This is a genomic window from Stenotrophomonas sp. PA-6-5C (assembly GCF_021605635.1).
In the GTDB taxonomy this organism is placed as follows: domain Bacteria; phylum Pseudomonadota; class Gammaproteobacteria; order Xanthomonadales; family Xanthomonadaceae; genus Stenotrophomonas; species Stenotrophomonas lactitubi.
Map to the genome: position 1 here is coordinate 26,630 of NZ_WKEE01000017.1, position 22,829 is coordinate 49,458.

Below are 22,829 nucleotides of genomic sequence, written 5' to 3' on the forward strand. Positions count from 1 at the left end.
TGAGAATGCCGCCATTCTAGCGGTACACCCGTTGCCGGCTGGGATGCGCCGCAGCATGAACCAGCATGCCGGTCCTTCAATCCGTAGAATGTCCGCTTCCCCGCTTGCGGTGCCCTTGGCAACGCGTGCTGCAGATGGAGAGGACAGGACGACGCATGGCCGTAGTATTCACCGGAGGGGAACTGTCCCGCTGGCTGGATGCCGGGACACTGGGCAAGGGCAACCACCTCGTTTCGGCAGTGCGTGAACTGCGCTACCAGTCACCGCTGCTGACCGCCCAGCTCGAGGGCTGGCAGGTGTCGATCGACCTGGATGCCAGCGCCCGCACACCGCACAGCCCCCTGCAGAGTCGCTGCACCTGTCCGGTTGGCGGGCAGTGCGAGCATGTCGCCGCCGTGCTGCTGGCCGCGCTGGAAACCTCCCTGCAGGGCGCGCCGGGCCTGCTGCGTCCGGCCTCCAGGCCAACGCTGCCCACCCTGCAGACCCAGGCGATGACGCCGATCCTCCATCTGCACAGCATGGAGTACCGTCCCGCCTGGCTCACCGAACGCGATGCCTCGCAGTGGCTCGACGTCGCCACCGTCGCTTTCGAATACGGCGAACACGTGCGTTTTCTCGACGACCCGTCGCTGTTCGTGCATGGCGCCGAGGGCCAGCTCTACCTGCTGCCGCGTGACCTGGCCGGGGAGGCACGGCGCGAAGCGGAACTGAACAGCGTCCATCTGCACCGCGAGCGGCAACCGCGCATCGTGCTGGATGGCGGTGGCCCGTTGTTCGAGCTGCGCAGTTTCGACTGGACCCGCTTCCTGCTGGAGGATGTGCTGCGGCTGGAAGCGCTGGGCTGGAAGATCGAGACTGACGATGCCTTCCGCCATCGCATCACCCGGGTTGAGGAGATCGACCTGGATGTGCGGTCGATGTCCACCGACAGCGCTGCGTTCGACCTGGCCCTGACCATTGACGTCGATGGCCGCAGCGTTGCCCTGGTTCCGCTGTTGCAGGGCGTACTGCAGTCCGATCCGCGCTGGCTGCGCGGCCAGCTGGACGCGATCGGCGATGACGAGAACGTACTGCTGACGACGGCGGGCAATGAACGCCTGGCACTGCGCGCGGGGCGTCTGAAACCGGTGATCGCGCTGCTGGCGGATCTGTTCGGTGACCACGGGCAACCGTTGCGCCTGCAGGCGCACGATCGCGGACGCCTGCAGGCACTGCAGGACGCCGCGCAGCTGCGACTGCACAGCAGCAACGATACCCGCGCACGCGTGCAGCGCCTGCTGGACGCACCGGCGATGACCGCTGTCCCGGCGCCCCAGGGCTTGCGCGCGACGCTGCGCAGCTACCAGCTTGAAGGCCTGTCCTGGCTGCAGTACCTGCGCCAGCAGGGTCTGGGCGGCGTGCTGGCCGATGACATGGGCCTGGGCAAGACACTGCAGACGCTGGCCCATCTCCTGGTTGAAAAGCAGAGCGGCCGCCTGGACAAACCGGCACTGGTGGTCATGCCGACGTCACTGCTGCACAACTGGCAGAGTGAAGCTGCGCGCTTCACCCCGGATCTGCGCGTACTGGCCCTGCACGGACCCGCACGTGAGACGCAGTTCGGCGCCATTGCCGCACATGATCTGATATTGACCACCTACCCCCTGCTCTGGCGCGACGAACAGGCGCTGCAGGCGCATTCCTATCACCTGCTGATCCTGGACGAGGCACAGCAGGTGAAAAACCCCAGATCGCGTGCAGCGGCGACGCTGCGCACGCTGCAGGCCCGGCATCGACTGTGCCTGACCGGTACCCCGCTGGAAAACCACCTGGGCGAGCTGTGGACGCAGTTCGACTTCCTGCTGCCGGGGCTGCTCGGCAGCGAAAAGCAGTTCAACCAGCACTGGCGCCACCCCATCGAGCGCGGCAGCGATCGCCGGCGCGCACAGCTGCTGGCCCAGCGCATGCGTCCTTTCATCCTGCGCCGACGCAAGGACCAGGTCGCCTCCGAACTTCCGCCGAAGACGGTCATCACCCGCACCGTGGCGATGGAAGGCGGCCAGCGCGAACTGTACGAAACCGTGCGTGCGGCAATGGAAAAACAGGTGCGCGAAGCAATCAACGGCAGCGGGCTGGCACGCAACCACATCGTGGTGCTGGACGCCCTGCTGAAGCTGCGCCAGGTCTGCTGCGATCCGCGTCTGCTGCCGGGCGGGACACCCGCGCGCACTGCCGGCTCGGCCAAGCTGGACCTGCTGCGCGAGATGCTGCCGTCCATGGTCGAAGAAGGACGCCGCATCCTGCTGTTCTCGCAGTTCACCGGCATGCTGGCCCTGATTGCGCAGGCATTGGATGCGCTGGGCCTGGCCTACGTGACCCTGACCGGCGACACCCAGAACCGGGTAACACCGGTACAGCGCTTCATGGACGGCGAGGTTCCCGTGTTCCTCATCAGCCTGAAGGCCGGCGGCGTGGGCTTGAATCTGACCGCCGCCGACACTGTCATCCACTTTGATCCGTGGTGGAACCCGGCCGCCGAGAACCAGGCCACCGACCGTGCCCATCGCATCGGCCAGGATCAGCCCGTGTTCGTCTACAAGCTGATCGCCGCAGGCAGCGTCGAAGAACGCATCGCCGAGCTGCAGCAGCGCAAGGCCGACCTGGCCGAGGCGATCCTCGAGGGTGCCGGAGGCACAGGTCCACGCTTCGATGCAGCAGATCTGGAGGCGCTGCTGGCGCCGCTGCCGGGTGCACCGGGCAGACGCCCTGGCAGGGCCAGCAGGCGGCCGGCGCAAGCCTGACAGGGAACGTCAGTCATGTGGCGTTGCCTGATGGAAACGATTCCCATACAGCCCGGGCGCTACAATGAAAAGCTGAGCTCACCAAAGGATCTGATCGATGCCCCTGCCCGCCTTCAAGGCCTATGACATCCGTGGCCGCGTGCCGGAAGAACTGAACGAAGACCTGGCCCGCCGCATAGGCGTGGCCCTGGCCGCGCAGCTCGCGCCCGGCCCGGTGGTCCTTGGCCATGACGTGCGCCTGACCAGCCCGGCGCTGCAGGATGCGCTGGCATCGGGCCTGCGCGGCACCGGCCGCGAAGTGATCGACATCGGCCTGTGCGGTACCGAAGAGGTGTATTTCCAGACCGATCACCTGGGGGCAGCTGGCGGCGTAATGGTCACCGCCAGCCACAACCCGATGGACTACAACGGGATGAAGCTGGTCAAGGAGAACGCCCGCCCGATCAGCTCGGACACCGGCCTGTTCGCGATCTCCGATGCGGTTGCCGCTGATACCGCGCCCGCCGCCCCGGCCAAGGCTGGGCAGACCGCCGAGCACGACAAGAGCGCCTACATCCAGCATCTGCTGTCCTATGTCGATGTCAGCAAACTGAAGCCGCTGAAGCTGGTGGTGAACGCCGGCAACGGCGGCGCCGGCGCCATCGTCGACCTGCTGGCACCGCACCTGCCGTTCGAGTTCATCCGCATCTGCCACGAACCCGATGGCAACTTCCCCAACGGCATTCCCAACCCGCTGCTGCCGGAAAACCGCGCAGCCACTGCCGAAGCCGTGCGCGCGCATGGCGCCGACTTCGGCATCGCCTGGGATGGCGACTTCGATCGCTGCTTCTTCTTCGACCATACCGGCCGCTTCATCGAGGGCTATTACCTGGTCGGCCTGCTGGCCAAGGCAACGCTGGAGCGCAATCCGGGCGGCAAGATCGTGCATGACCCGCGCCTTGTCTGGAATACCGTCGAAATGGTCGAGCAGGCTGGCGGCGTGCCGGTGCTGTGCAAGAGCGGCCACGCTTTCATCAAGGAGAAGATGCGCGCAGAGGATGCGGTGTACGGCGGCGAAATGAGCGCCCATCACTACTTCCGCGAATTCGCCTATGCCGACTCAGGCATGATCCCCTGGCTGCTGATCGCCCAGCTGATTTCCGAAAGCGGCCGCTCGCTGGCCGACTGGGTCGAAGACCGCATGGCGGCGTATCCGTGCAGCGGCGAGATCAACTTCAAGGTCGCCGATGCAAAGGCAGCGGTCGCGCGGGTGATGGAGCATTATGCCGCACAGGCGCCGGCGCTGGATCACACCGATGGCATCAGCGCCGACTTCGGCGACTGGCGTTTCAACCTGCGCAGCTCCAATACCGAGCCGCTACTGCGCCTGAACGTTGAAGCCCGCGGCGACGCAGCGCTGATGCAGGCGCGCACTGATGAAATTTCCCACCTCCTTCAGCAGTAACCAAGGACGACCATGAGCATCATCCAGCCCGTCATTCTGTCCGGTGGCTCCGGCACCCGCCTGTGGCCGCTGTCGCGCGAGTCCTACCCCAAGCAGTTCCTGCCGTTGGCCAGCGAGCTGACCATGCTGCAGGCCACCTGGCAGCGCGTCGCTCCCATCGCCGCGCATGGCCCGCTGGTGATCGCCAACGAGGAGCACCGCTTCGTCGCTGCCGAGCAGCTGCAGCAGGTCGGCGCCGAGCCGGCTGCCATCATCCTGGAACCGGTTGGCCGCAATACGGCGCCAGCGATCGCGGTCGCAGCCCTGGAGGCCACCCGCGACGGCGCCGATGCGCTGCTGCTGGTGCTGCCCTCGGACCATGTGATCACCGATGAGGCCGCGTTCCGCGCAGTCGTGCAGGCTGCAGCCAGCGCTGCCGAGGCCGGCAAGCTGGTGACCTTCGGCATCGTGCCGACCGGTCCGGAAACCGGCTACGGCTATATCAAGGCCGCCAATGGGCAGGGCCTGCGTGCGGTCGAGCGCTTTGTCGAAAAGCCCGACCTTGAGACCGCCACCGGTTACGTCAGCAGCGGCCAGTATTACTGGAACAGCGGGATGTTCTTGTTCAAGGCCTCGCGCTACCTGCAGGAACTGGAGCGCTTCCAGCCCGACATGCTGGCCGGCAGCCGCCAGGCCTGGCAGCAGGCCCGCCGCGATTCGGATTTCACCCGTCTCGACAAAGAGGCATTCGCCACCGTTCCCTCCGATTCCATCGACTATGCCGTGATGGAAAAAACCGCAGACGCCGTGGTGATTCCGCTGGACGCCGGCTGGAACGATGTCGGCTCGTGGACCGCACTGCGTGATGTGTCGCAGCAGGACGGCGATGGCAATGCGCACCAGGGCGATGTGATCGCCATCGACTGCCGCAACACGTATGCCTACGGCGAGCGCTTGGTGGCGATGGTCGGGCTCGACGATGTCATCGTGGTCGAGACCGACGATGCGGTGCTGGTCGGCAAGGCCGACCGCATGCAGGAGGTCAAGACGGTGGTGGCAAAGTTGAAGGCCGACGGCCGCAGCGAAGCAACCTGGCACCGCAAGGTCTACCGCCCGTGGGGGGCCTACGACTCGATCGACAACGGCGAGCGTTTCCAGGTCAAGCGGATCACGGTCAAGCCGGGTGGTACGTTGAGCCTGCAGATGCATCATCACCGTGCCGAGCACTGGATCGTGGTCAGTGGCACGGCTGAGGTCACCCGTGGCGATGAAGTGATCCTGCTGAGCGAGAACCAGAGCACCTACATCCCGCTGGGCGTGACCCATCGCCTGCGCAACCCGGGCAAGCTGCCGCTGGAACTGATCGAAGTGCAGTCGGGCAGCTACCTCGGCGAGGATGACATCGTGCGCTTCGAGGATACCTACGGGCGCAGTTGACCCGTCGCACTGCGGTGGGTGCCGACCGTTGGTCGGCACGCAGTGGATGCAAGCGACCACCAACGGTGGTCGCCTACCGGGTCAGGCAATCTCGGCCATGACCCGCTTCAATCCGTCCTGCCACAGCGGCAGCACGATGCCGAAATCCTGCTGTAGCTTGCGGTTGTCGAGCACCGACCATGCGGGACGCTTGGCCGGGGTCGGGTATTCGGAACTGGGGATGGCTTCAACCGACGGCACCTTGGCCAGCACGCCCGTCGCCAGCGCTTCGGCGAAGATCGCCTCGGCAAATCCATGCCAGCTGGTCTGGCCACTGGCAGTCAGATGCCAGGTACCCGAAAGCTGACCCGGATGCTGCAGCGCCAGTGCAGTGACATCGGCAATCAGCGCAGCCGGCGTCGGCGTACCGATCTGGTCGGCCACCACCCGCAGCTGGTCGCGCTCGGCGCCCACCCGCAGCATCGTGCGCAGGAAGTTCGCGCCGTGCGAGGCATATACCCAGGCCGTGCGGAAGATCAGATGACGGCCGCCCGCGGCGCGTACGGCGTCTTCGCCATCACGCTTGCTGGTGCCGTAGACCCCCAACGGTGCGGTCGCCTGGTCTTCCTCGTAGGGCACGCTGCCCTGGCCATCGAACACGTAGTCGGTGGAGTAATGCACGAATGGCACGCCATGCGCCGCACACCAGCGCGCAATCACACCCGGCGCCTGTGCATTGGCCGCAAACGCAGCCGGTGCATCCTGTTCGGCCCGATCGACCGCAGTGTATGCGGCCGCATTGATCACCACCGACGGCTGCAGGCCATCAAGCAATGCCGGCAGGCTGTCTGGGCTGCTGAAGTCAGCTACATGGCAGGGGCTGCCATCGGCCAGCTTGCCGCTGCGGGTGGTGGCGATCACCTCTCCATACGGCGAGAGCGCGCGTAGCAGTTCCTGCCCAACCTGACCGCTGCCACCGAGCACCAGGTACTTCATGCGGTGTAGACCGGCAGTCGATCTTCGGCGATATCCTTCAGGAACGGCGCCGTCTCGTCCTTGGCCGACAACGTCGGTGCACTGACCGGCCAATCCACGGCGATGTCTGCATCGTTCCAGCGCACGCCGGCATCGAAGTCCTTCAGATACACCTCAGTGCAAAGATAGCTGAACACCGCGCGCTCACTGAGCACGGCGAAGCCATGTGCGAACCCTTCCGGAATCCAGAACTGCTTCTTGTTCTCCCCGCTCAGCACCACCGCTTCCCACTGGCCGAAGGTCGGCGAGCCGCGGCGGATGTCGACGGCCACGTCGTAGACCTCGCCTTCGAGCACGCTGACCAGCTTGCCCTGCGGCCGCGGCCACTGGTAATGCAGGCCACGCAGCACGCCCTGTGCCGAGGTTGAGACGTTGCTCTGCACGAACTTCGTCGGCAGGCCGTGCTGACCGAAACGCTCGGCGTTCCAGGTCTCGAAGAAGAAGCCGCGCTCGTCGCCGAACACCGCCGGCTCGATCACCACGCAGCCGGGCAGCTTGGTTTCAATGATTTTCACGGAACAACTCCTCGTACCGCCAGCGTGTGCAGGTATTGGCCGTAGCCGTTCTTGATCAGCGGCGCCGCCAATGCTTCCAGCTGCTCGGCATTGATCCAGCCCTGGCCGAACGCGATTTCTTCGGGGCAGCACACCTGCAGGCCCTGGCGGGTCTGGATGGTCTCGATGAAGTTGGACGCTTCCAGCAGCGACTGGTGGGTGCCGGTGTCCAGCCACGCGTAACCGCGGCCCAGTGCTTCCAGGTGCAGGTTGCCCTCACGCAGGTAGCGCTGGTTGAGGTCGGTGATTTCCAGCTCGCCGCGCGGCGAAGGCTTCAGTTCCGCCGCATGGTGGCTGGCATTGCCGTCGTAGAAGTACAGGCCGGTCACGGCGTAGTTCGAACGCGGCTTCTCCGGCTTTTCAACCAGGTCGATGACCTTGCCGGCCTTGTCGAATTCGGCCACGCCGTAGCGTTCCGGATCGTTGACCCAGTAGCCGAACACGGTGGCGCCGCTGTCGCGCTGGTCGGCGTTGCGCAGCACTTCGCGCAGGCCATGGCCGTGGAAGATGTTGTCGCCCAGCACCAGGCAGCTCGGCTTGCCGTCGACGAAGTCGCGGCCGATCAGGTAGGCCTGCGCCAGCCCGTCCGGGCTCGGCTGCACGGCGTACTGGATATCCATGCCCCACTGCGAGCCATCGCCCAGCAGCTGCTGGAACAGGGCCTGCTCGTGCGGGGTGTTGATGATCAGCACTTCACGGATGCCCGCCAGCATCAGCACGCTGAGCGGGTAGTAGATCATCGGCTTGTCATAGACCGGCAGCAGCTGCTTGCTGACACCTTTGGTGATCGGGTACAGGCGCGTGCCCGAGCCGCCCGCCAGGATGATGCCCTTACGTTGAGTCATGCGGTAGTCCTCTGTCCGTAGATGGCCGCCGCTCAGGCGGCGGTGCCGATGCGTTGCAGGCGGTAGCTGCCGTCAAGCACACCGTTCACCCATTCCTGGTTGTCCAGGTACCAGTCGACAGTGAAGCCGATGCCCTGGTCGAAGGTGTACTTCGGCTCCCAGCCCAGCTGGTCCTTCAACTTGCTGGCATCGATCGCGTAGCGGCGGTCGTGTCCGGGACGGTCGGCGACGTAGGTGATCTGGCTGCTGCGCGGCTGGCCATCCTCGCGCGGGCGGCGGGCATCGAGCAGCGCGCAGATCGCGTGCACGACCTCGATGTTCTCCTTCTCCGAGTTGCCGCCCACGTTGTAGGTCTCGCCGACCTGGCCCTTGGCCAGCACGGTGCGGATCGCCTCGCAGTGGTCGGACACGAACAGCCAGTCGCGCACCTGCTTGCCGTCGCCGTACACCGGCAGCGGCTCGCCCGCCAGCGCCTTGGCGATCACCAGCGGGATCAGCTTCTCGGGGAAGTGGTACGGGCCGTAGTTGTTGGAGCAGTTGGTGGTCAGCACCGGCAACCCGTAGGTGTGGTGGAACGCACGCACCAGATGGTCCGAAGCGGCCTTCGACGCCGAGTACGGGGAATTGGGCGCAAACGGCGTGGTCTCGCTGAACTTGCCGGTCTCGCCCAGCGTGCCGTACACCTCGTCGGTGGACACATGCAGGAAGCGGAACGCGGCGCCCTTGTCGGCCGGCAGCGCCTTCCAGTAGTCGCGCACCGATTCGAGCAGGGCCAGGGTGCCGACCACGTTGGTCTGGATGAACGCACCGGGGCCGTCGATGGAACGATCGACATGGCTTTCGGCGGCGAAGTTCACCACCGCATCGGGCTGGTGTTCGGCCAGCAGGCGGGCCACCAGCGCATGGTCACCGATGTCGCCGTGCACGAACACGTGGTCCGGATTGCCCTGCAGGGGGGCCAGGGTCTTCAGATTGCCCGCGTAGGTCAGCGCATCCAGGTTGATCACCCGCACGCCCTTGGCGACCGCTTCGAGGACAAAGTTACCGCCAATGAATCCGGCACCGCCGGTGACAAGCCATGTGGGCACTGCTGTTCTCCTGTTCGATGGTTCGTCCTGGGGCGCACTCGACGCCCCGACACAGCGCAACAGGATACATCGGGCCCATCTTCGCAACTGCCTGCGGGACGTGAACGGGCGTGCCGGGACTGCGATTTCGTGCGGCAATGCAGCATAACCATACGCATTCGCATGGTCGCCCCGGGCCAGTTAGAATCAGGGTCCCACCCCCCGAACCGGTTGCTGGTGCAGGACCGGACGTTCTCCAGCAGATGTGAGCCGGCCAGCGACCGGCACTACAAGGATCTCGTACCAGATGAAAATCCTCGTCGCGTACAAGCGCGTGGTGGACTACAACGTCCGCATTCAGGTCAAGCCGGACGGTTCCGGCGTGGTCACCGACGGCGTCAAGCTGTCCCCCAACCCCTTCGATGAAATCGCCCTGGAAGAGGCCCTGCGCCTGCGCGACAAGGGCATCGCCACCGAGGTCGTGGTTGCCACCATCGCACCGGCCGACGCCCAGGCGCACCTGCGCAACGGTTTGGCCATGGGCGCCAACCGTGCCATCCATGTGGTCACCGACCAGGCCATCCAGCCGCTGACCGCCGCCCGTACCCTGCTCAAGCTGGTCGAGAAGGAACAGCCGGACCTGGTGATCCTGGGCAAGCAGGCCATCGACGACGACGCCAACCAGACCGGCCAGATGCTGGCCACCCTCTGGGGCCGTCCGCAGGCGACCTTCGCCAGCAAGCTCGACATTGCCGACGGCAAGGCCACCGTGACCCGCGAAGTCGACGCCGGCCTGGAAACGCTGGAAGTCGATCTGCCGGCCGTGGTCACCACCGACCTGCGCCTGAACGAGCCGCGCTTCATCAAGCTGCCCGACATCATGAAGGCCAAGGCCAAGCCGCTGGAAACCCTGCAGCTGGCCGACCTCGGTGTTGAAGCCGCCGATACCTTCAAGACCACCCAATACGCCGCGCCGTCCAAGCGCAGCAAGGGTGTGATGGTCAAGGACGCGGCCGAACTGGTTGCCGCACTCAAGCAGAAGGGGTTGCTGTAATGAGCAGGATTCTCGTCATCGCCGAGCACCACGACGGCAAGCTCAACGCCGCCACCGCCAAGACCGTCAGTGCCGCCGCCGCGATCAGCGGTGCCGCCATCGACGTGCTGGTGCTGGCCGCCGACCCGGCTGTCGTTGCTGCTGACGCGGCCAAGATCGCCGGCGTCGCCAAGGTCCTGACCGTGGCCAACGCCGCCAACACCCAGGCCCTGGCCCAGGTATTGGCGCCGCAGATCGCGCAGCTGGCCAAGGGCTACACCCACGTGTTCGGCCCGTCGACCACCTTCGGCAAGGACCTGATGCCGTGCGTGGCCGCCCTGCTCGGCGTCAACCAGGTCTCCGACCTGATGGCCGTCGAAGGCAGCCACACCTTCAAGCGCCCGATCTACGCCGGCAACGCGATCATCACCGTGGAAGCACCGGCCGACCAGATCGTGGTCGCCACCGTGCGTGCCGCGTCGTGGCCGGAAGCGGCCCAGGGCGGCAGTGCCGCCATTGAAGCGGCCAGCGTCGACGCTGCCCTGCCGAGCCACACCCGCTTCGTCGGCCTGGCTGCCGGCGCCAGCGACCGCCCTGACCTGCAGAGCGCCAAGCGCGTGGTCTCCGGTGGCCGCGGCGTCGGTTCGGAAGAGAACTTCAAGGTCATCTTCCAGCTGGCCGACAAGCTCGGTGCCGCCGTCGGTGCTTCCCGCGCTGCGGTCGATGCCGGCTACGTGCCCAGCGATCTGCAGGTCGGCCAGACCGGCAAGATCATTTCGCCGGATCTGTATGTGGCCGTCGGCATCAGCGGCGCCATCCAGCACCTGACCGGCATCAAGGATGCGGGCACGATCGTCGCGATCAACAAGGATGCGGACTCGCCGATCTTCGAGATTGCCGATATCGGCCTGGTCGGGGATCTGTTCACGATCCTGCCCGAGCTGGAAAAGGCCTTGGCCTGAAGCCTGGCGATGCGATCGGAGCGGCCTGGCCGCTCCGATCCGGCATCCCCTCAGCCAGTACATCAGCTGGCGTATGCTTTCCTGTCACCGGCCCCGTGGGCCTGAACCTCATGGACGCGCCATAGACATGCACACGATCTCCTCGCCCCGCCGGCCTTCGGCCCCCATCCGATGATCGTCGGTTCGGGACTGGTAGCCCGTGCGTTCGCACCGCGCTACGCAGAGGACGATTCGACCGTCATTTTCGCTTCGGGCGTCTCCAATTCGAACGAAACCGACGCAATGGCGTTCGCGCGCGAGCGCGCCATGTTGACGGAGCATCTGGCCGATGGCCAGCAGCGGCTGGTCTATTTCGGCAGCTGCAACGTGGTCAACGCCAAGGAGCACTCTGCCTATTTCCAGCACAAGCGTGCCATGGAAGCCCTGGTGACCGGCTCTGGACGCGGTACCGTGCTGCGCCTGCCACAGGTCGTCGGCCGCACGCGCAACCCGAACACTCTCACCAATTTCCTGCGCGACTGCATCCTGCAGGAACGTCAGTTGACGCTGTGGGCGGGCGCGCAACGCAACCTGATCGACATCGACGATGTCGCCGCCATCGCCACCCGCATTCTCGAGGGCGACGCACCACCGCCCGTGGTTGCAATCGCCTCGCCGTGGTCACTGCCGATGCCCCGTATCGTCGACCTGTTCGAGCAGGTGCTGGGCCGCCAAGCACACCGCGTGCTGGTGGACCGGGGGGAAGCAATGGCCATCGACAGTACCCTGTCAGAGCAGATCGCCCGCGACATCGGATTGGATTTTGGGCCAGACTATCCACTCCGTGTGATCCAGAAGTACTACGGCGCCTGCCATGAAACCTGAACTCTCCATCGTCATCCCCGTCTATGGCAGCGCCTCGATCCTGCCCAGCCTCGTACGCCGCCTGGAGGAAGTGCTGGTGCCGGCGCTGGGCGCAGATGGCTTCGAGGTCGTACTGGTGCACGATTCCGGCCCGGACAACGCCTGGGAGGTCATCCGCAGCGAGGCCCGCACGCGGCCGTGGCTGGTTGGCGTGGACCTGCGCCGCAATGCCGGCCAGCACAATGCGATCATGGCCGGCCTCGGCTTCGCGCGGGGCCGCTATATCGTCACGATGGACGATGATCTTCAGCACGACCCGGCCGACGTCCCGCGCATCCTGCAGACGCTGCGCGATGGCGCCGACCTGTGTTACGTGCAGTTCGAAGGCCGCAAGCACGCGCTGTGGAAGCGCGCCGGCAGCCGCTTCAACGACATGGTGGCCGCGCGCCTGCTGAAGAAGCCCGAGGGCCTGTATCTGTCGCCTTTCCGCGGTTTCGTGCGTGAACTGGGTGAAGAAGCCCGGCGCTACCAGGGGCCTTTCGTCTATCTCGACGGACTGCTGGTGCAGAGCACCAGCCCCAAGCGCATCGCCACCATTACCGGCCAGCACCACGCACGCAGCGATGGCCGCTCCGGATACAGTCTGAGCAAATCGATTTCACTCTGGCTGCAGATGGCCACCAGCTTCTCCATCGTGCCGCTGCGTTTTGTCTCGCTGGCCGGGGTGTTGGCCTCGTGCGTGGCATTCCTGCTGGCCGTGGTGGTGCTCTGGCAGAAACTGCACAGCCCGCAGATGGCGGTGGGCTGGCCATCACTGATCATCACCATCCTGTTCATGGGCGGCCTGCAGCTGCTGGCGCTCGGTGTGATCGGTGAATACACCGGCCGTGTGCTGCTGAACATCAACAACCGCCCGCAGTACATCATCGGACGTACCACCAACGTGGAAGGCCGGGAAGAGGACGATCGTCCCTGAGCCCGTGGGTTGCGGCCTCAGGCCGCGCCCATCCGACGTCCCAGCCACAGGTAGGTCAGGCGTCGCGCCTGCGCCATCAGGCGGGCCTTGAGGTTGCCCAGGCGCAAAGTCATCGGCGACAGCAACTGCGGATCCGCCGCCGCCAGCGCGTTGTGGAAATCGATGGCCTGCTGTGCCTGATCGTTCATCAGCCTGACGCTCCACTGCCCTGCATTGATGCGGAAACTGGCCAGGCTCTCGCGCAGCGCCACCATGTCGCCCTGCAGCATGATCGCCGAATAGCTGGCCTGGTCGATGAGGTAGGGGTGGGAATTGTCCCAGCCGCCCGCCTGGACCAGCAGCTCGCGCCGGAACATCACGCAGCCCGGCTCACCGAACAGGTTGGTGCCGGCAAGCACCGATGCCCGTACCGCATCGCGCCCGCTTACGAGCCCGTTCAGCGCACCCAGGCCACGCGCCGCGATGATTACCTTGCCCTGTGCATCCACGAGATCGCGCTTGCTGGCGACCAGCACCGCCGAGGGATGTGCATCCAGCGCGGCAACCTGGCGGCTGAGGGCATTGGGTGCGATCAGGTCATCGCCACAGACCAGCTTCAGCAGCTCGCCGCGGGCCGCCATGCTGACCCGGTCCCAGTTGGCCTTGGCACCGCCGCCGGTGGGTGTCGGGCTGAGTACGCGGACCCTGGGATGATCGGCATAGCGGGCCAGCAATGCATCGGTACCGTCGTTGGAGGAATGATCAGCCACGACCAGCTCGAAATCGTCGTAGTCCTGCGCGAGGATCGAATCGAGCGTCTGCGCAAGATACTCGACGTTCCTGTAGGCCGGCACGACGACCGAGACACGTGGGTTCATTCCTTCTTCTCCGCGGTAGGTGGTTCCGGTCGTCGCCGGAACGAGAAATGCTTGTGGCCGACGTAGTTGAAGATCACCACCAGCACGGTGATGGCGATCTGGGTCGGAATGGCCGGAAGGCCCAGCACATCGGCCAGCAGCGCCAGTGCCCCCATGTTCAACAGCAGGCTGCCGACATTGACGCTGGTGAAGCGCAGGAAATCACGCCAGCCATTGCCGCTGACCCGGAACACCAGCCGCCGGTAGACGAAGAACACCAGCACCAGCGAGACGACCCAGGCGATGCCCAGGCTGACCACCGAGGGCACCCTGGGCCCCAGCAGCAGCACCAGGCCGGCGAACAGGGCCGTGCTGAAGGCGGTGTTGGCGCCACCGACCAGCAGGAACAGCACGCGCTGGTCCTTGATCAGGCGCTGCAGCGGGCCAGGCGGGCCGGAGCGCGGCAGCGGGTCGTTGTCGTCCTTCATGGCCATGCTCACGGTACCTCGCAGCTGACCGAGAAACCGGTAAGCAGCACACCCAGTTCACGGGTGTCGCTGCTGCCGGGCTGGTCCCGGCTGGGAATGCTCACCGGACTGACCGCCAGCTCGGCATGCTCATTGCCTACGCGCACGCGCGCCGCCTGGCCGGGTTGCACGGTCAGCACATCCTCGTTGCCCGCGGCGGTGCTGATGCGCACATGACGCTCGGATTGCCCCGGCGGCACGTACAGCTCGGCGAAATAGGCGCAGCCACAGGGCGGAAGCGCGAGCGACGCGTGCGCGCCACTCCAGCGCACTGCGCCTTCGGCCGCATGCCAGCCCTGGGTGTACTCGATCCCGCGCGTGGAACAATCACTCGCAGTGCTGTCGGCGTACAGCGCCAGATGGCGCTCACGCATGACGTTGGCGCCTTTGCGGGCGTAGTCCAACTGTGCCTGCAGCAGGTTGGCGGATTCGTCGTCAGGCACGGCCCGCAACAATGCCTTGTTCATGGACGCGAAGATGTCCTCGCGGAAAGGGCTGGCTTTCCACTCGTGGACATAGGTGAGCAGCTGGGTCAGCAGCACCGCCGACAGCAGGCCGCCCACCAGCACGTTCCAACCCTGCGCTCCGCGCGGCGCGGCCTGCAGCTCGCGTGCGACCAGCCAGATCACGCCCACCAGTCCGAGCACCAGGTCCATGTAGTAGCGCGACGCCATCACCGCGAACGGACCTTCAGCACCACGCGCCAGTGTCAGCGAAGCGGCGATCAGGACACCATAGAGGGCCAGCAGCAGTGGCAACCGCGACCCGGGCGCGCCGCGGCGCAGCCAGGCAACCGCCGCGACCACGCCGACCAGCAGCAGGATGCCCCCAAGCACTGCGATGGTCGCCAACGGCAGCTTCCCGCCCATCAGCACCGCTTCGGGGTAACCCATGGTGGAGCCCACCGAGTACAGCAACAGCACCGGCAGGTCCGCATCGACATTGAGACCGTTGCGTGTGGACGCGTCGGTGACCGATCCGCTGAGCAGATACGCGACCATCGACAGCCCGACCGCCGCGCTCGGCAGAATGCCGGTCCAGCGCCCCTCGGCCCGCCAGCGCGGCAGGAACGAGAACACCTGCACGACCAATACGGCGCCGACGAAGGCGTAGTTCCAGCCCATGCCGCACACCAGCACGATCAGCGGCGCGGCAAGCACCAGGGCCACCACCCACACCGCCGGACAGCGCGAACGCGCTGACAGCAGGTGGGCATGGCCACAGAAGAACGCCACGAAGGCCAGGTTCTTCGTCCACAGCGGCAGGCCCAGATCGAGGGTCAACAACTCATAGCCGGCCCAGCTGAAGCACAGGGCCGCCACGGTTACCACCACCACCACGTTCAGCCACGGTCGCTTTGCGCCGGGCTGGTGTCGCATGTCAGCCATCCAGGAAATGCACAGGCACGCCGCGACAGCCGCGATCACCGCGCCGGTCAAGCGATTGGCAAGCAGGACGTCAAGATCGAAGAGGCTGACATTCGCCCACAGGAACAACTGGTTCACGAACCCGCGATGCGAAGATCCGCCCCAGAACTCGAACGTGGACAGCTGGCCCGCCTGCCATTGGTCGAGCTGGAACAGCAGGCGCAGCGAATCCATGTACAGCGCATCAGGGTGCGCGCGGTTGAGGATGACCTGGTGAATGACCGCGAACACCGCCACCACGGCCAGCACCAGGACGACGCCATGCCAAGGACGACCCTGCATACCGGTGGTGCCTGCGCCGGTATGCGGGCGTTGTGCCGCGCTCCCCCTCATCGGCTGCCTCATGCTGCCCGCTCGTCGCGCTGCATTGATGACGACAACACCCGCCACAACGCCTCACGCGAATATTCCTGGTCGATGAATGCCCGCTCCGCCGTCGCGACATGCTGCCAGAGCGCGTCATCGCGCAGCAGCGAGACAATACGCGCAGCCATTGCCGGTGGTTCGTCCGCCACCGGCATGAAGGCGTTGGCACCGCTCAGGCCCTGCATGCCCACCGAGGTGGTTACGCAGGGAACACCGTGGCGCATCGCCTCGAGCACCTTGCCTTTCACGCCGCCGCCGAATCGCAGGGGCGCGACGGCAACGCGCGCACGGGCATAGAAGGTTTCCAGGCGCGCGTCGCTGACATAGCCGGTGACCTCGATCCGTTCCGAGGCGAGGGCCTGTACCTCCGGACGTGGATTGGAACCGACCAGGCTCACCCGCACGCCGGGAATCTCGCGCTCGACCAACGGCAGCACTTCGTTGACGAACCACAGCGCGGCATCGACGTTGGGCGCATGCGCAAAGCCCGCCACCAGCAGGATGTCCTGCCGCCCCTGCGGCGTTGGCAGCACCTCCGATTGTTCAAAGGCATACAACGGGATGGTGGCAGCGCGACTGGTCGCAGCCGGTGCCTGTTCGGCCAACCACTGACGCACGTGGCGTGTCTCATCATCCGACGGATAGAGCACGACGTCGGCCTGCTGCCAGAGTTGATGCTCGAAACGGCGGTAGCGCTGGGTTTCCCGCTCCAGTTCATCGTCAGGTTTCACCTGCAGCTGCTGCTGCATGCGCAGGTGATGGATGTCGTGGCCGTAGTACACCAGGGTGGCCTTGCTGTGCCGGCGGACACTGGCCACCAGCTCAACGGAAATGTGCGGGCGGTTGAGTATCACCACATCCAGATAGTGGCCGTTGGCCGCCATCCAGGCGTCGAATCCGGCCACGCCCACGCACTCGGCACCATGCATCACCTCGATGCCCGATCGCTGCAGCGGCAGCGCGTACTCGGCATCGTAGTAGGCGTTGGCCGGCCAGAAGGTGACCTGGCATCCTTCCTGCACCAACGTCTGCAACACCTGGCAGGTCGCGCGTGATCCCGCATCGCGGTCCGGCTGGGGAATGTAATGATCGACCACGAGCACGTGGCGCTTGGTGCGCGAACGGTCGCGGGCGAGAAAAACGCTCTCGGCATTGGGGAACTGCGCTTCCTGCAGGGTCGGGCCCCAACGTTCAAGGAATTTGTCGCGGTTGACCGCCTGCCACGCCTTTACACCACTGCTCTCGTCGGTGCCGCTGGAGACGCCCTCGTAATGCACGACCACCGATTCCGGCTGCATGTACACCTTCAGGCCGCGCGCACGCACGCGGAAGGCGATGTCGGTGTCTTCATAGTACGCCGGCGCGAAATGCTCATCGAATCCGCCAAGTTCGCGGAACAGGTCCACTGGCAGCATGATCGATGCGCCGGACACGTAATCGGCTTCCTTGAGATAGCTGTAGGCCGGGCGTGAGGGATCCTCCAGGCGTCCGAAGTTCCAGGCACTGCCATCGGCCCACACGATGCCGCCTGCTTCCTGCAACCGGCCATCGGGGTAAACCAGCTTGGAGCCGACCAGGCCGGCATCCGGATGCGACTGGAACACCTCGACCAGGGCGTCCAGCCAACCCGGCCGGACCTCGGTGTCATTGTTGAGAAGATATACGTAGCGACCCTTGGCCAGGGTCAATGCCTGGTTGCAGGAGCGCAGGAAACCCAGATTCTTCGGATTGGCGTGATAGCGCAGACCCGGGATCGCCGCCAGCCCGGCGATCCGCGTATCGCCGGAGGCATCCTCCAGAACCAGGACTTCGAATGGCACGCGTGCACCAGCCCGGGCAATGGATGCCACGCAGGCAAGGCTCTGCTCGAAATTGCCATAGGTCGGGATGACGATGCTGACCACCGGATCAGCCACATCGGCAAAGCGCACGCGCTCCAGGATGGCCTGCGGGTCGTTCCGCACTTCCTCCAGCAACAGCCCGTCCAGCGGTGCCGGGTTGGATTCGTCCTGCCTCAGCAACATCCGCTTTGCCATCGGTACCATCGGCTTGAGCAGCGGATGCCGCGCCAGCCCGGATGCACGCAGCGACTGCAGCACCACACGCCACTCGCCGCGCAGCACGCGACCGGCAAAACGCAGTGGCTTGGTGATGCGCCAGGAGCGCGAACCGATCAGGGAGCCTGTCAGATCCTGCAACGACTGAAGCTCTTCGCGATAGGACGACAGCAGGGCCGACACGTCGCTGCCATCGCCCTCGTCCATCAAGTGCCGCCCCGCCAGGTCGACACCCGACCGGTGGAGGAGCTGATCGATCTGCTCGTGGCGCTGCCGCAGTTCGGCACGCGCCGCGCTGGTAAGACCGGACACAGCGGTCATCTGTGCCTGCAGCTGGCTGCGGACCTCCCAGACTTCGGCCATCGCCGACTCCAGGTGTGCAGCCCGCGCCCTCTCCTGGTCCAACTGCTGCTGCAGACGTGCGACTGCGGCGCGCTGCTCCCGTTCCTGCAGCTGCAGCTGCTCGGCGGCGGCCAGACCAGCCTGCTCAAGCTGTCGATGCAGCTCTGCCACCACCCCCTGCTCGCGCACCACATGGCCTCGCAGCGAGCCGATCTCGGCATCCTGGGCCTGGGCCCAGCGCGCGACTTCGTGGTGATGTGCGTACAGGTCCTCCGCTTCGGTATACAGCACCGACGCAGCCAGCTGCGGCAGCAGCGACGTATCCGCCGCTGCCACCACAACGAAATAGACGGCATCGGGAATTACCGCAGCACGCTCCTGGACACCTTCGCCAGTATCGGTCAGCGCCTGGTAGGCAGGCTGCACCGGTCCGGCTTCCAGCCCGGTGATCGTGGAACAGACCGACATCCGGTGACCGCACAGGTGCATCGCCGGGAAATACCGCCCGACAAGCGCGCGGAACTCCTCCAGGTACAGTTCCTTGACGTGATACTCGTTGTGGTAGCCGGCACGATCGGAGTAGACCTCCTTGTTGGGCGAGGACATGATCATCACGCCATCCGGCCGCAGAACGCGGCGGATCTCGGACATCATTTCTTCCTGCTCGTACAGGTGCTCGATGGTCTCGAAAGACACCACGACATCAACACTGTCATCGGGAAGCGGAATGGCCGCGGCGGAGCCCTGCAGGTACTTCAGGTTCGCTATGTCGGCATAACGTTCGCCCGCATGCGCAACGGCATCATTGGAGATGTCGACACCGCGGACAGAACGCGCGCGTCCGGCCAGCATCGCGCTGCCGTAGCCTTCGCCGCTGGCCACATCGAGCACGTCCTTGCCTTCCACCAGGGGAAGACACCACGCATATCGATGCAGATGTTCCTGGCGGATGACACCGTGTTCGGTGGGGACGAAGCGTTCGCCGGTGAACTCGATCATCAGGATTCCTTGGTGACTTCGATGGCAAGCATGGGCAACCCCACCAGGCCGAAACGCATGGTCTCGTCGATCGCGCGGAACTCCAGCGCGTCATGAATCCAGTGCTGTTGGGTGTGGTCGTGCTGGTCACCGGAGGCCACCGCTGCATCGATCATGTAAGAGCCGGACGGCATTACCGGCATGCGGAACAGGAACGAAGCCACGACAGACTCACCGGCCTGCCCGCCCACCGGTGCGTCCTTGCAGGCGAAATAGCTGTTGTCGCCAAACAATCTCTGGCCCAGTCGATCCTTCACGTAGAAGCCAACGATGAGGCTGTGCAGCGACTGCATGAGCTCAACCCGGATGCGCAGGCGGACCAGCTCGCCACCCTCGGCCATGCCCAGCGGTGCGCCGTCCTGATCGGTCAGTGCCACATCGACGATGCGCGCACCCTGCGTGCCAAACTCCTGGCCCACGTTTTCCGGGTCGAACTCGAACAGGGCGATCCGGTTGCTGACGCCCGCTTCGCGCAGGGCATCATGACGGAAGTCGGGGGCATCGGACGCGAGCCTGCGCGACTTCTTTTCCACCTTGACGTCCTCGACACCGGCTTCGCGACGCCCGACCACATGCTGCTCGGTCATGTACGCCTCGATCACCTGCTGCGACGTACCGGACAGGCGCATCTGACCATTCTGGAGCCAGACCGCACTCTCGCAGAGGTTGGTCACCGCCGCCGCATCGTGGCTGACGAACAGCAGCGTGCCGTTCTTCTGGAACTCGCGCAGGAAACGCATGCACTTCTGCGAGAAGAAGGCATCGCCTACGGCAAGCGCCTCATCGATGATCAGGATGTCGGCATCGACGTGGGCGATCACCGCGAAGGCCAGCCGCACCGACATGCCGCTGGAGTAGCTGCGCACCGGCTGGTCAATGAACTCACCGATGTCGGCGAAGGCAAGGATGCTGTCCATGCGCGCCTCGATCTGGGGCCGGGTCAGGCCCAGGATCGTGGCGTTGAGATAGACATTCTCGCGCCCGGTGAATTCCGGGTTGAAACCACTACCAAGCTCCAGCAGCGCCGCCACGCGACCCTTGACCGTGATGTGGCCTTCGGTCGGGTTGAGGGTACCGGCGATCATCTGCAGCAGCGTGGATTTGCCCGAGCCGTTGCGACCGACGATGCCCACGGTCTGCCCACGACGGACCGAGAAACTGACACCACGCAGCGCCCAGAAATCCTTGTAGAAGGACTTGCGCTTGCCCGCCAGGGCCTGCAGGAGACGGTGCGAGGGACGCTCGTACATGTGGTACGACTTGCCCACGCCCTGTACGTCGATGACGACGTCATTGTCGATACGGTCAGAGGACATCGGCAAAACCCACGCGCAGCTTGTTGAACATGCGATGGCCCAGCAGGGCGACCGTGCAGGCGATGAGCGTGTAGATGCCAAGCCCTGCCCAGTCGGGCATACGGCCCCAGATCACCACTTCGCGCACCTGGTCGATGATGAAAGTCAGCGGGTTCAGTTCGAACACGATGCGGTAGCTTTCGGGTACGGATTCAACCGGCACGATGGCCGATGACAGGAACAGCATCGCTGCCGCGATCACGCCGGCGATCTGGCCGATGTCCCGCAGGTAGACACCCAGCGATGACACGATCCAGCCGATGCCCACCGTCAGGACCACCAGCGGCATCACCACCAGCGGCAGCAGGGCCGCCGTGGCCGGAACGCTGCCCTTGATGAACAGTTGCAGCAGCAGCAGCACCACCATGTTCATCAACAGGTGGAACAATGCCGAGAAGGTCATGCTCCAGACAAGGATATCCAGCGGGAACACCACCCGCTTCACATAGCCGGTATTGGAAACGATCAACTGCGGTGCGCGGGTGAAGCACTCGGCGAAGAAGCCGTGCACGGTCAGGCCCGCGAACAGGATCAGGGCGAAATCGGTGGTCGAACCGGTGGAGCCCGGCCAACGCCCCTTCATGACGAAGCCGAAAGCCAGGGTGTAGACCAACAGCATCAGGAAAGGGCTGATCAGCGACCACAGCAGACCAAAACTGGCGCCGCGGTAACGGCCCAGGACTTCGCGCTGGCTCAGCTCGAAGGTCAGCGAGCGATGCTTGCCGAATACCGAGAGAATCCCCATCAGCCGACCTTCTGCGTCAGCGCCTGTTCCAGATCCAGCTGCAGGTCCCCCAGATCCTCCACACCCACGCTCAGCCGCACCAGCGCATCGCTGATGCCCAGCTGCTCGCGGCGTGCCACCGGGATCGAGGCATGTGTCATCACCGCCGGGTGATTCACCAGGCTTTCCACCCCGCCCAGCGACTCGGCCAGGGTGAACAGTTCGGTCTTCTCGCAGAAGCGCTTGGCCGCTTCGAAACCGCCCTTCAGCACGATCGAGACGATGCCGCCGTAGCCGTTCATCTGCTTGCCCGCCAGCGCATGCTGCGGGTGCGAGGCCAGGCCCGGGTAGATCACCTTCTCCACTGCCGGGTGCTTTTCCAGCCACTGTGCCAGCGCCATCGCGTTGGCGCAGTGCGCCTTCATGCGCAGCGGCAGGGTCTTCAGGCCACGCAGCGCCAGGAAGCTGTCGAACGGGCCCTGCACGCCACCCACCGAATTCTGCAGGAAGGCCATCTGCTCGGCCAGTTCGGCGTTGTCACCGACCACGACCATGCCACCGACCATGTCCGAGTGGCCATTGAGGTACTTGGTGGCCGAGTGCAGCACCAGGTCCGCGCCCAGCTCCAGCGGACGCTGCAGCATCGGCGAGGCGAAGGTGTTGTCGACCACCACGATCAGGCCATGGCGCTTGGCGATGGCGGCGACCGCGGCGATGTCGACGATCTTCAGCATCGGGTTGGTGGGGGTCTCGATCCACACCATCTTCGTCTTCGACGTGATCGACGCCTCGAACGCCGCCAGATCAGTCAGGTCGACAAAGCTGAAGTCCAGCCCGGCGGTGCGGCGACGCACACGCTCGAACAGGCGGAAGCTCCCGCCATAGATGTCGTCCATCGCCACCACGTGGCTGCCGGCATCCAGCAGTTCGATCACCGTCGAGCTGGCGGCCATGCCCGAAGCAAAGGCGAAGCCGCGGGTGCCGCCTTCCAGCGAAGCCACGCAACGCTCGTAGGCGAAGCGGGTCGGATTGTGCGTGCGCGAGTACTCGAAGCCCTGGTGCTCGCCCGGGCTGGACTGCGCATAGGTCGAGGTGGCGTAGATCGGCGGCATCACCGCGCCGGTGCTCGGGTCGGGCGACTGGCCGCCATGGATGGCCAGGGTGGCCAGCGCCAGCGCGCGGTCCGGGGAAGAAGCGTTGGACATGTCGTTTCCTGATTGGCG

At 65.3% G+C, this 22,829-nt stretch carries 18 protein-coding genes; 7 read left to right on the plus strand and 11 right to left on the minus strand.

Annotated features, from left to right (window positions below):
* Nucleotides 1–155: 155 nt before the first annotated feature.
* The 3 genes from GIW57_RS09525 (at nt 156) to GIW57_RS09535 (ending at nt 5,640) form a co-directional block, all read left to right on the plus strand.
* The gene (locus GIW57_RS09525; protein WP_236510253.1) at nt 156–2,780 is read left to right on the plus strand and encodes a DEAD/DEAH box helicase; all 2,625 of its coding nucleotides are present in this window, start codon (nt 156–158) and stop codon (nt 2,778–2,780) included.
* Nucleotides 2,781–2,877: 97 nt separating this feature from the next.
* Nucleotides 2,878–4,224, plus strand: a complete 1,347-nt coding sequence (locus GIW57_RS09530) for a phosphomannomutase (protein WP_236510256.1) — start codon at nt 2,878–2,880, stop codon at nt 4,222–4,224.
* 12 nt (nt 4,225–4,236) lie between these two features.
* Nucleotides 4,237–5,640 (plus strand): mannose-1-phosphate guanylyltransferase/mannose-6-phosphate isomerase, encoded by a 1,404-nt coding sequence (locus GIW57_RS09535; RefSeq protein ID WP_236510258.1) that lies wholly within the window; start codon nt 4,237–4,239, stop codon nt 5,638–5,640.
* Nucleotides 5,641–5,721: 81 nt separating this feature from the next.
* Here the strand turns inward: GIW57_RS09535 and rfbD are convergent, their stop codons facing one another.
* The 4 genes from rfbD to rfbB are packed head-to-tail and all read right to left on the minus strand — an operon-like array spanning nt 5,722 to nt 9,141.
* Nucleotides 5,722–6,615, minus strand: a complete 894-nt coding sequence (rfbD, locus tag GIW57_RS09540) for a dTDP-4-dehydrorhamnose reductase (protein WP_236510261.1) — start codon at nt 6,613–6,615, stop codon at nt 5,722–5,724.
* Nucleotides 6,612–7,169, minus strand: coding sequence for a dTDP-4-dehydrorhamnose 3,5-epimerase (gene rfbC / locus GIW57_RS09545; protein WP_236510264.1), 558 nt, complete (start codon nt 7,167–7,169; stop codon nt 6,612–6,614). Before rfbC ends, rfbD begins: the two co-directional genes overlap by 4 nt.
* Entirely contained in the window at nt 7,166–8,053 is an 888-nt protein-coding gene (gene rfbA, locus GIW57_RS09550; protein ID WP_100462826.1) for a glucose-1-phosphate thymidylyltransferase RfbA, read from the minus strand. Before rfbA ends, rfbC begins: the two co-directional genes overlap by 4 nt.
* A 32-nt stretch (nt 8,054–8,085) precedes the next feature.
* Entirely contained in the window at nt 8,086–9,141 is a 1,056-nt protein-coding gene (rfbB, locus tag GIW57_RS09555; RefSeq protein ID WP_100462825.1) for a dTDP-glucose 4,6-dehydratase, read from the minus strand.
* A gap of 286 nt (nt 9,142–9,427) precedes the next feature.
* Between rfbB and GIW57_RS09560 the strand changes: the two genes are divergently transcribed.
* From GIW57_RS09560 to GIW57_RS09575, 4 genes are all read left to right on the plus strand, one after another.
* Entirely contained in the window at nt 9,428–10,174 is a 747-nt protein-coding gene (locus tag GIW57_RS09560; RefSeq protein WP_032976362.1) for an electron transfer flavoprotein subunit beta/FixA family protein, read from the plus strand.
* Complete coding sequence (locus tag GIW57_RS09565; protein ID WP_236510267.1) at nt 10,174–11,115, plus strand: electron transfer flavoprotein subunit alpha/FixB family protein; 942 nt, start codon at nt 10,174–10,176, stop codon at nt 11,113–11,115. The genes GIW57_RS09560 and GIW57_RS09565 overlap by 1 nt, the downstream gene beginning before the upstream one ends.
* A gap of 171 nt (nt 11,116–11,286) precedes the next feature.
* Nucleotides 11,287–11,979: an NAD-dependent epimerase/dehydratase family protein gene (locus tag GIW57_RS09570; protein ID WP_236510270.1), complete on the plus strand. Its 693-nt coding sequence runs from the start codon at nt 11,287–11,289 to the stop codon at nt 11,977–11,979.
* Nucleotides 11,969–12,934: a glycosyltransferase family 2 protein gene (locus tag GIW57_RS09575; RefSeq protein WP_236510273.1), complete on the plus strand. Its 966-nt coding sequence runs from the start codon at nt 11,969–11,971 to the stop codon at nt 12,932–12,934. Before GIW57_RS09570 ends, GIW57_RS09575 begins: the two co-directional genes overlap by 11 nt.
* Nucleotides 12,935–12,951: 17 nt before the next feature.
* On the opposite strand, the gene GIW57_RS09580 is transcribed toward GIW57_RS09575, so the two are convergent.
* From GIW57_RS09580 to GIW57_RS09610, 7 genes are read right to left on the minus strand one after another with little or no spacing between them, the layout of a single operon-like run.
* The gene (locus tag GIW57_RS09580; protein ID WP_100462821.1) at nt 12,952–13,791 is read right to left on the minus strand and encodes a glycosyltransferase family A protein; all 840 of its coding nucleotides are present in this window, start codon (nt 13,789–13,791) and stop codon (nt 12,952–12,954) included.
* Nucleotides 13,788–14,258, minus strand: a complete 471-nt coding sequence (locus GIW57_RS09585) for a GtrA family protein (protein WP_202908248.1) — start codon at nt 14,256–14,258, stop codon at nt 13,788–13,790. Before GIW57_RS09585 ends, GIW57_RS09580 begins: the two co-directional genes overlap by 4 nt.
* An 8-nt stretch (nt 14,259–14,266) precedes the next feature.
* Nucleotides 14,267–16,006, minus strand: a complete 1,740-nt coding sequence (locus GIW57_RS09590) for a hypothetical protein (protein WP_236510275.1) — start codon at nt 16,004–16,006, stop codon at nt 14,267–14,269.
* Between the two features lie 59 nt (nt 16,007–16,065).
* Nucleotides 16,066–19,488, minus strand: a complete 3,423-nt coding sequence (locus tag GIW57_RS09595) for a glycosyltransferase (RefSeq protein WP_236510277.1) — start codon at nt 19,486–19,488, stop codon at nt 16,066–16,068.
* The gene (locus tag GIW57_RS09600) at nt 19,488–20,843 is read right to left on the minus strand and encodes an ABC transporter ATP-binding protein (RefSeq protein WP_100462817.1); all 1,356 of its coding nucleotides are present in this window, start codon (nt 20,841–20,843) and stop codon (nt 19,488–19,490) included. The genes GIW57_RS09595 and GIW57_RS09600 overlap by 1 nt, the downstream gene beginning before the upstream one ends.
* Nucleotides 20,833–21,627 carry an ABC transporter permease gene (locus GIW57_RS09605; protein ID WP_100462816.1) on the minus strand — a complete coding sequence of 265 codons (795 nt, stop codon included), beginning with the start codon at nt 21,625–21,627 and terminating at the stop codon, nt 20,833–20,835. The genes GIW57_RS09600 and GIW57_RS09605 overlap by 11 nt, the downstream gene beginning before the upstream one ends.
* On the minus strand, nt 21,627–22,811 hold the full coding sequence (locus tag GIW57_RS09610) for a cystathionine gamma-synthase (protein ID WP_100462815.1): 1,185 nt from the start codon (nt 22,809–22,811) through the stop codon (nt 21,627–21,629). Before GIW57_RS09610 ends, GIW57_RS09605 begins: the two co-directional genes overlap by 1 nt.
* Nucleotides 22,812–22,829 lie beyond the last annotated feature (18 nt).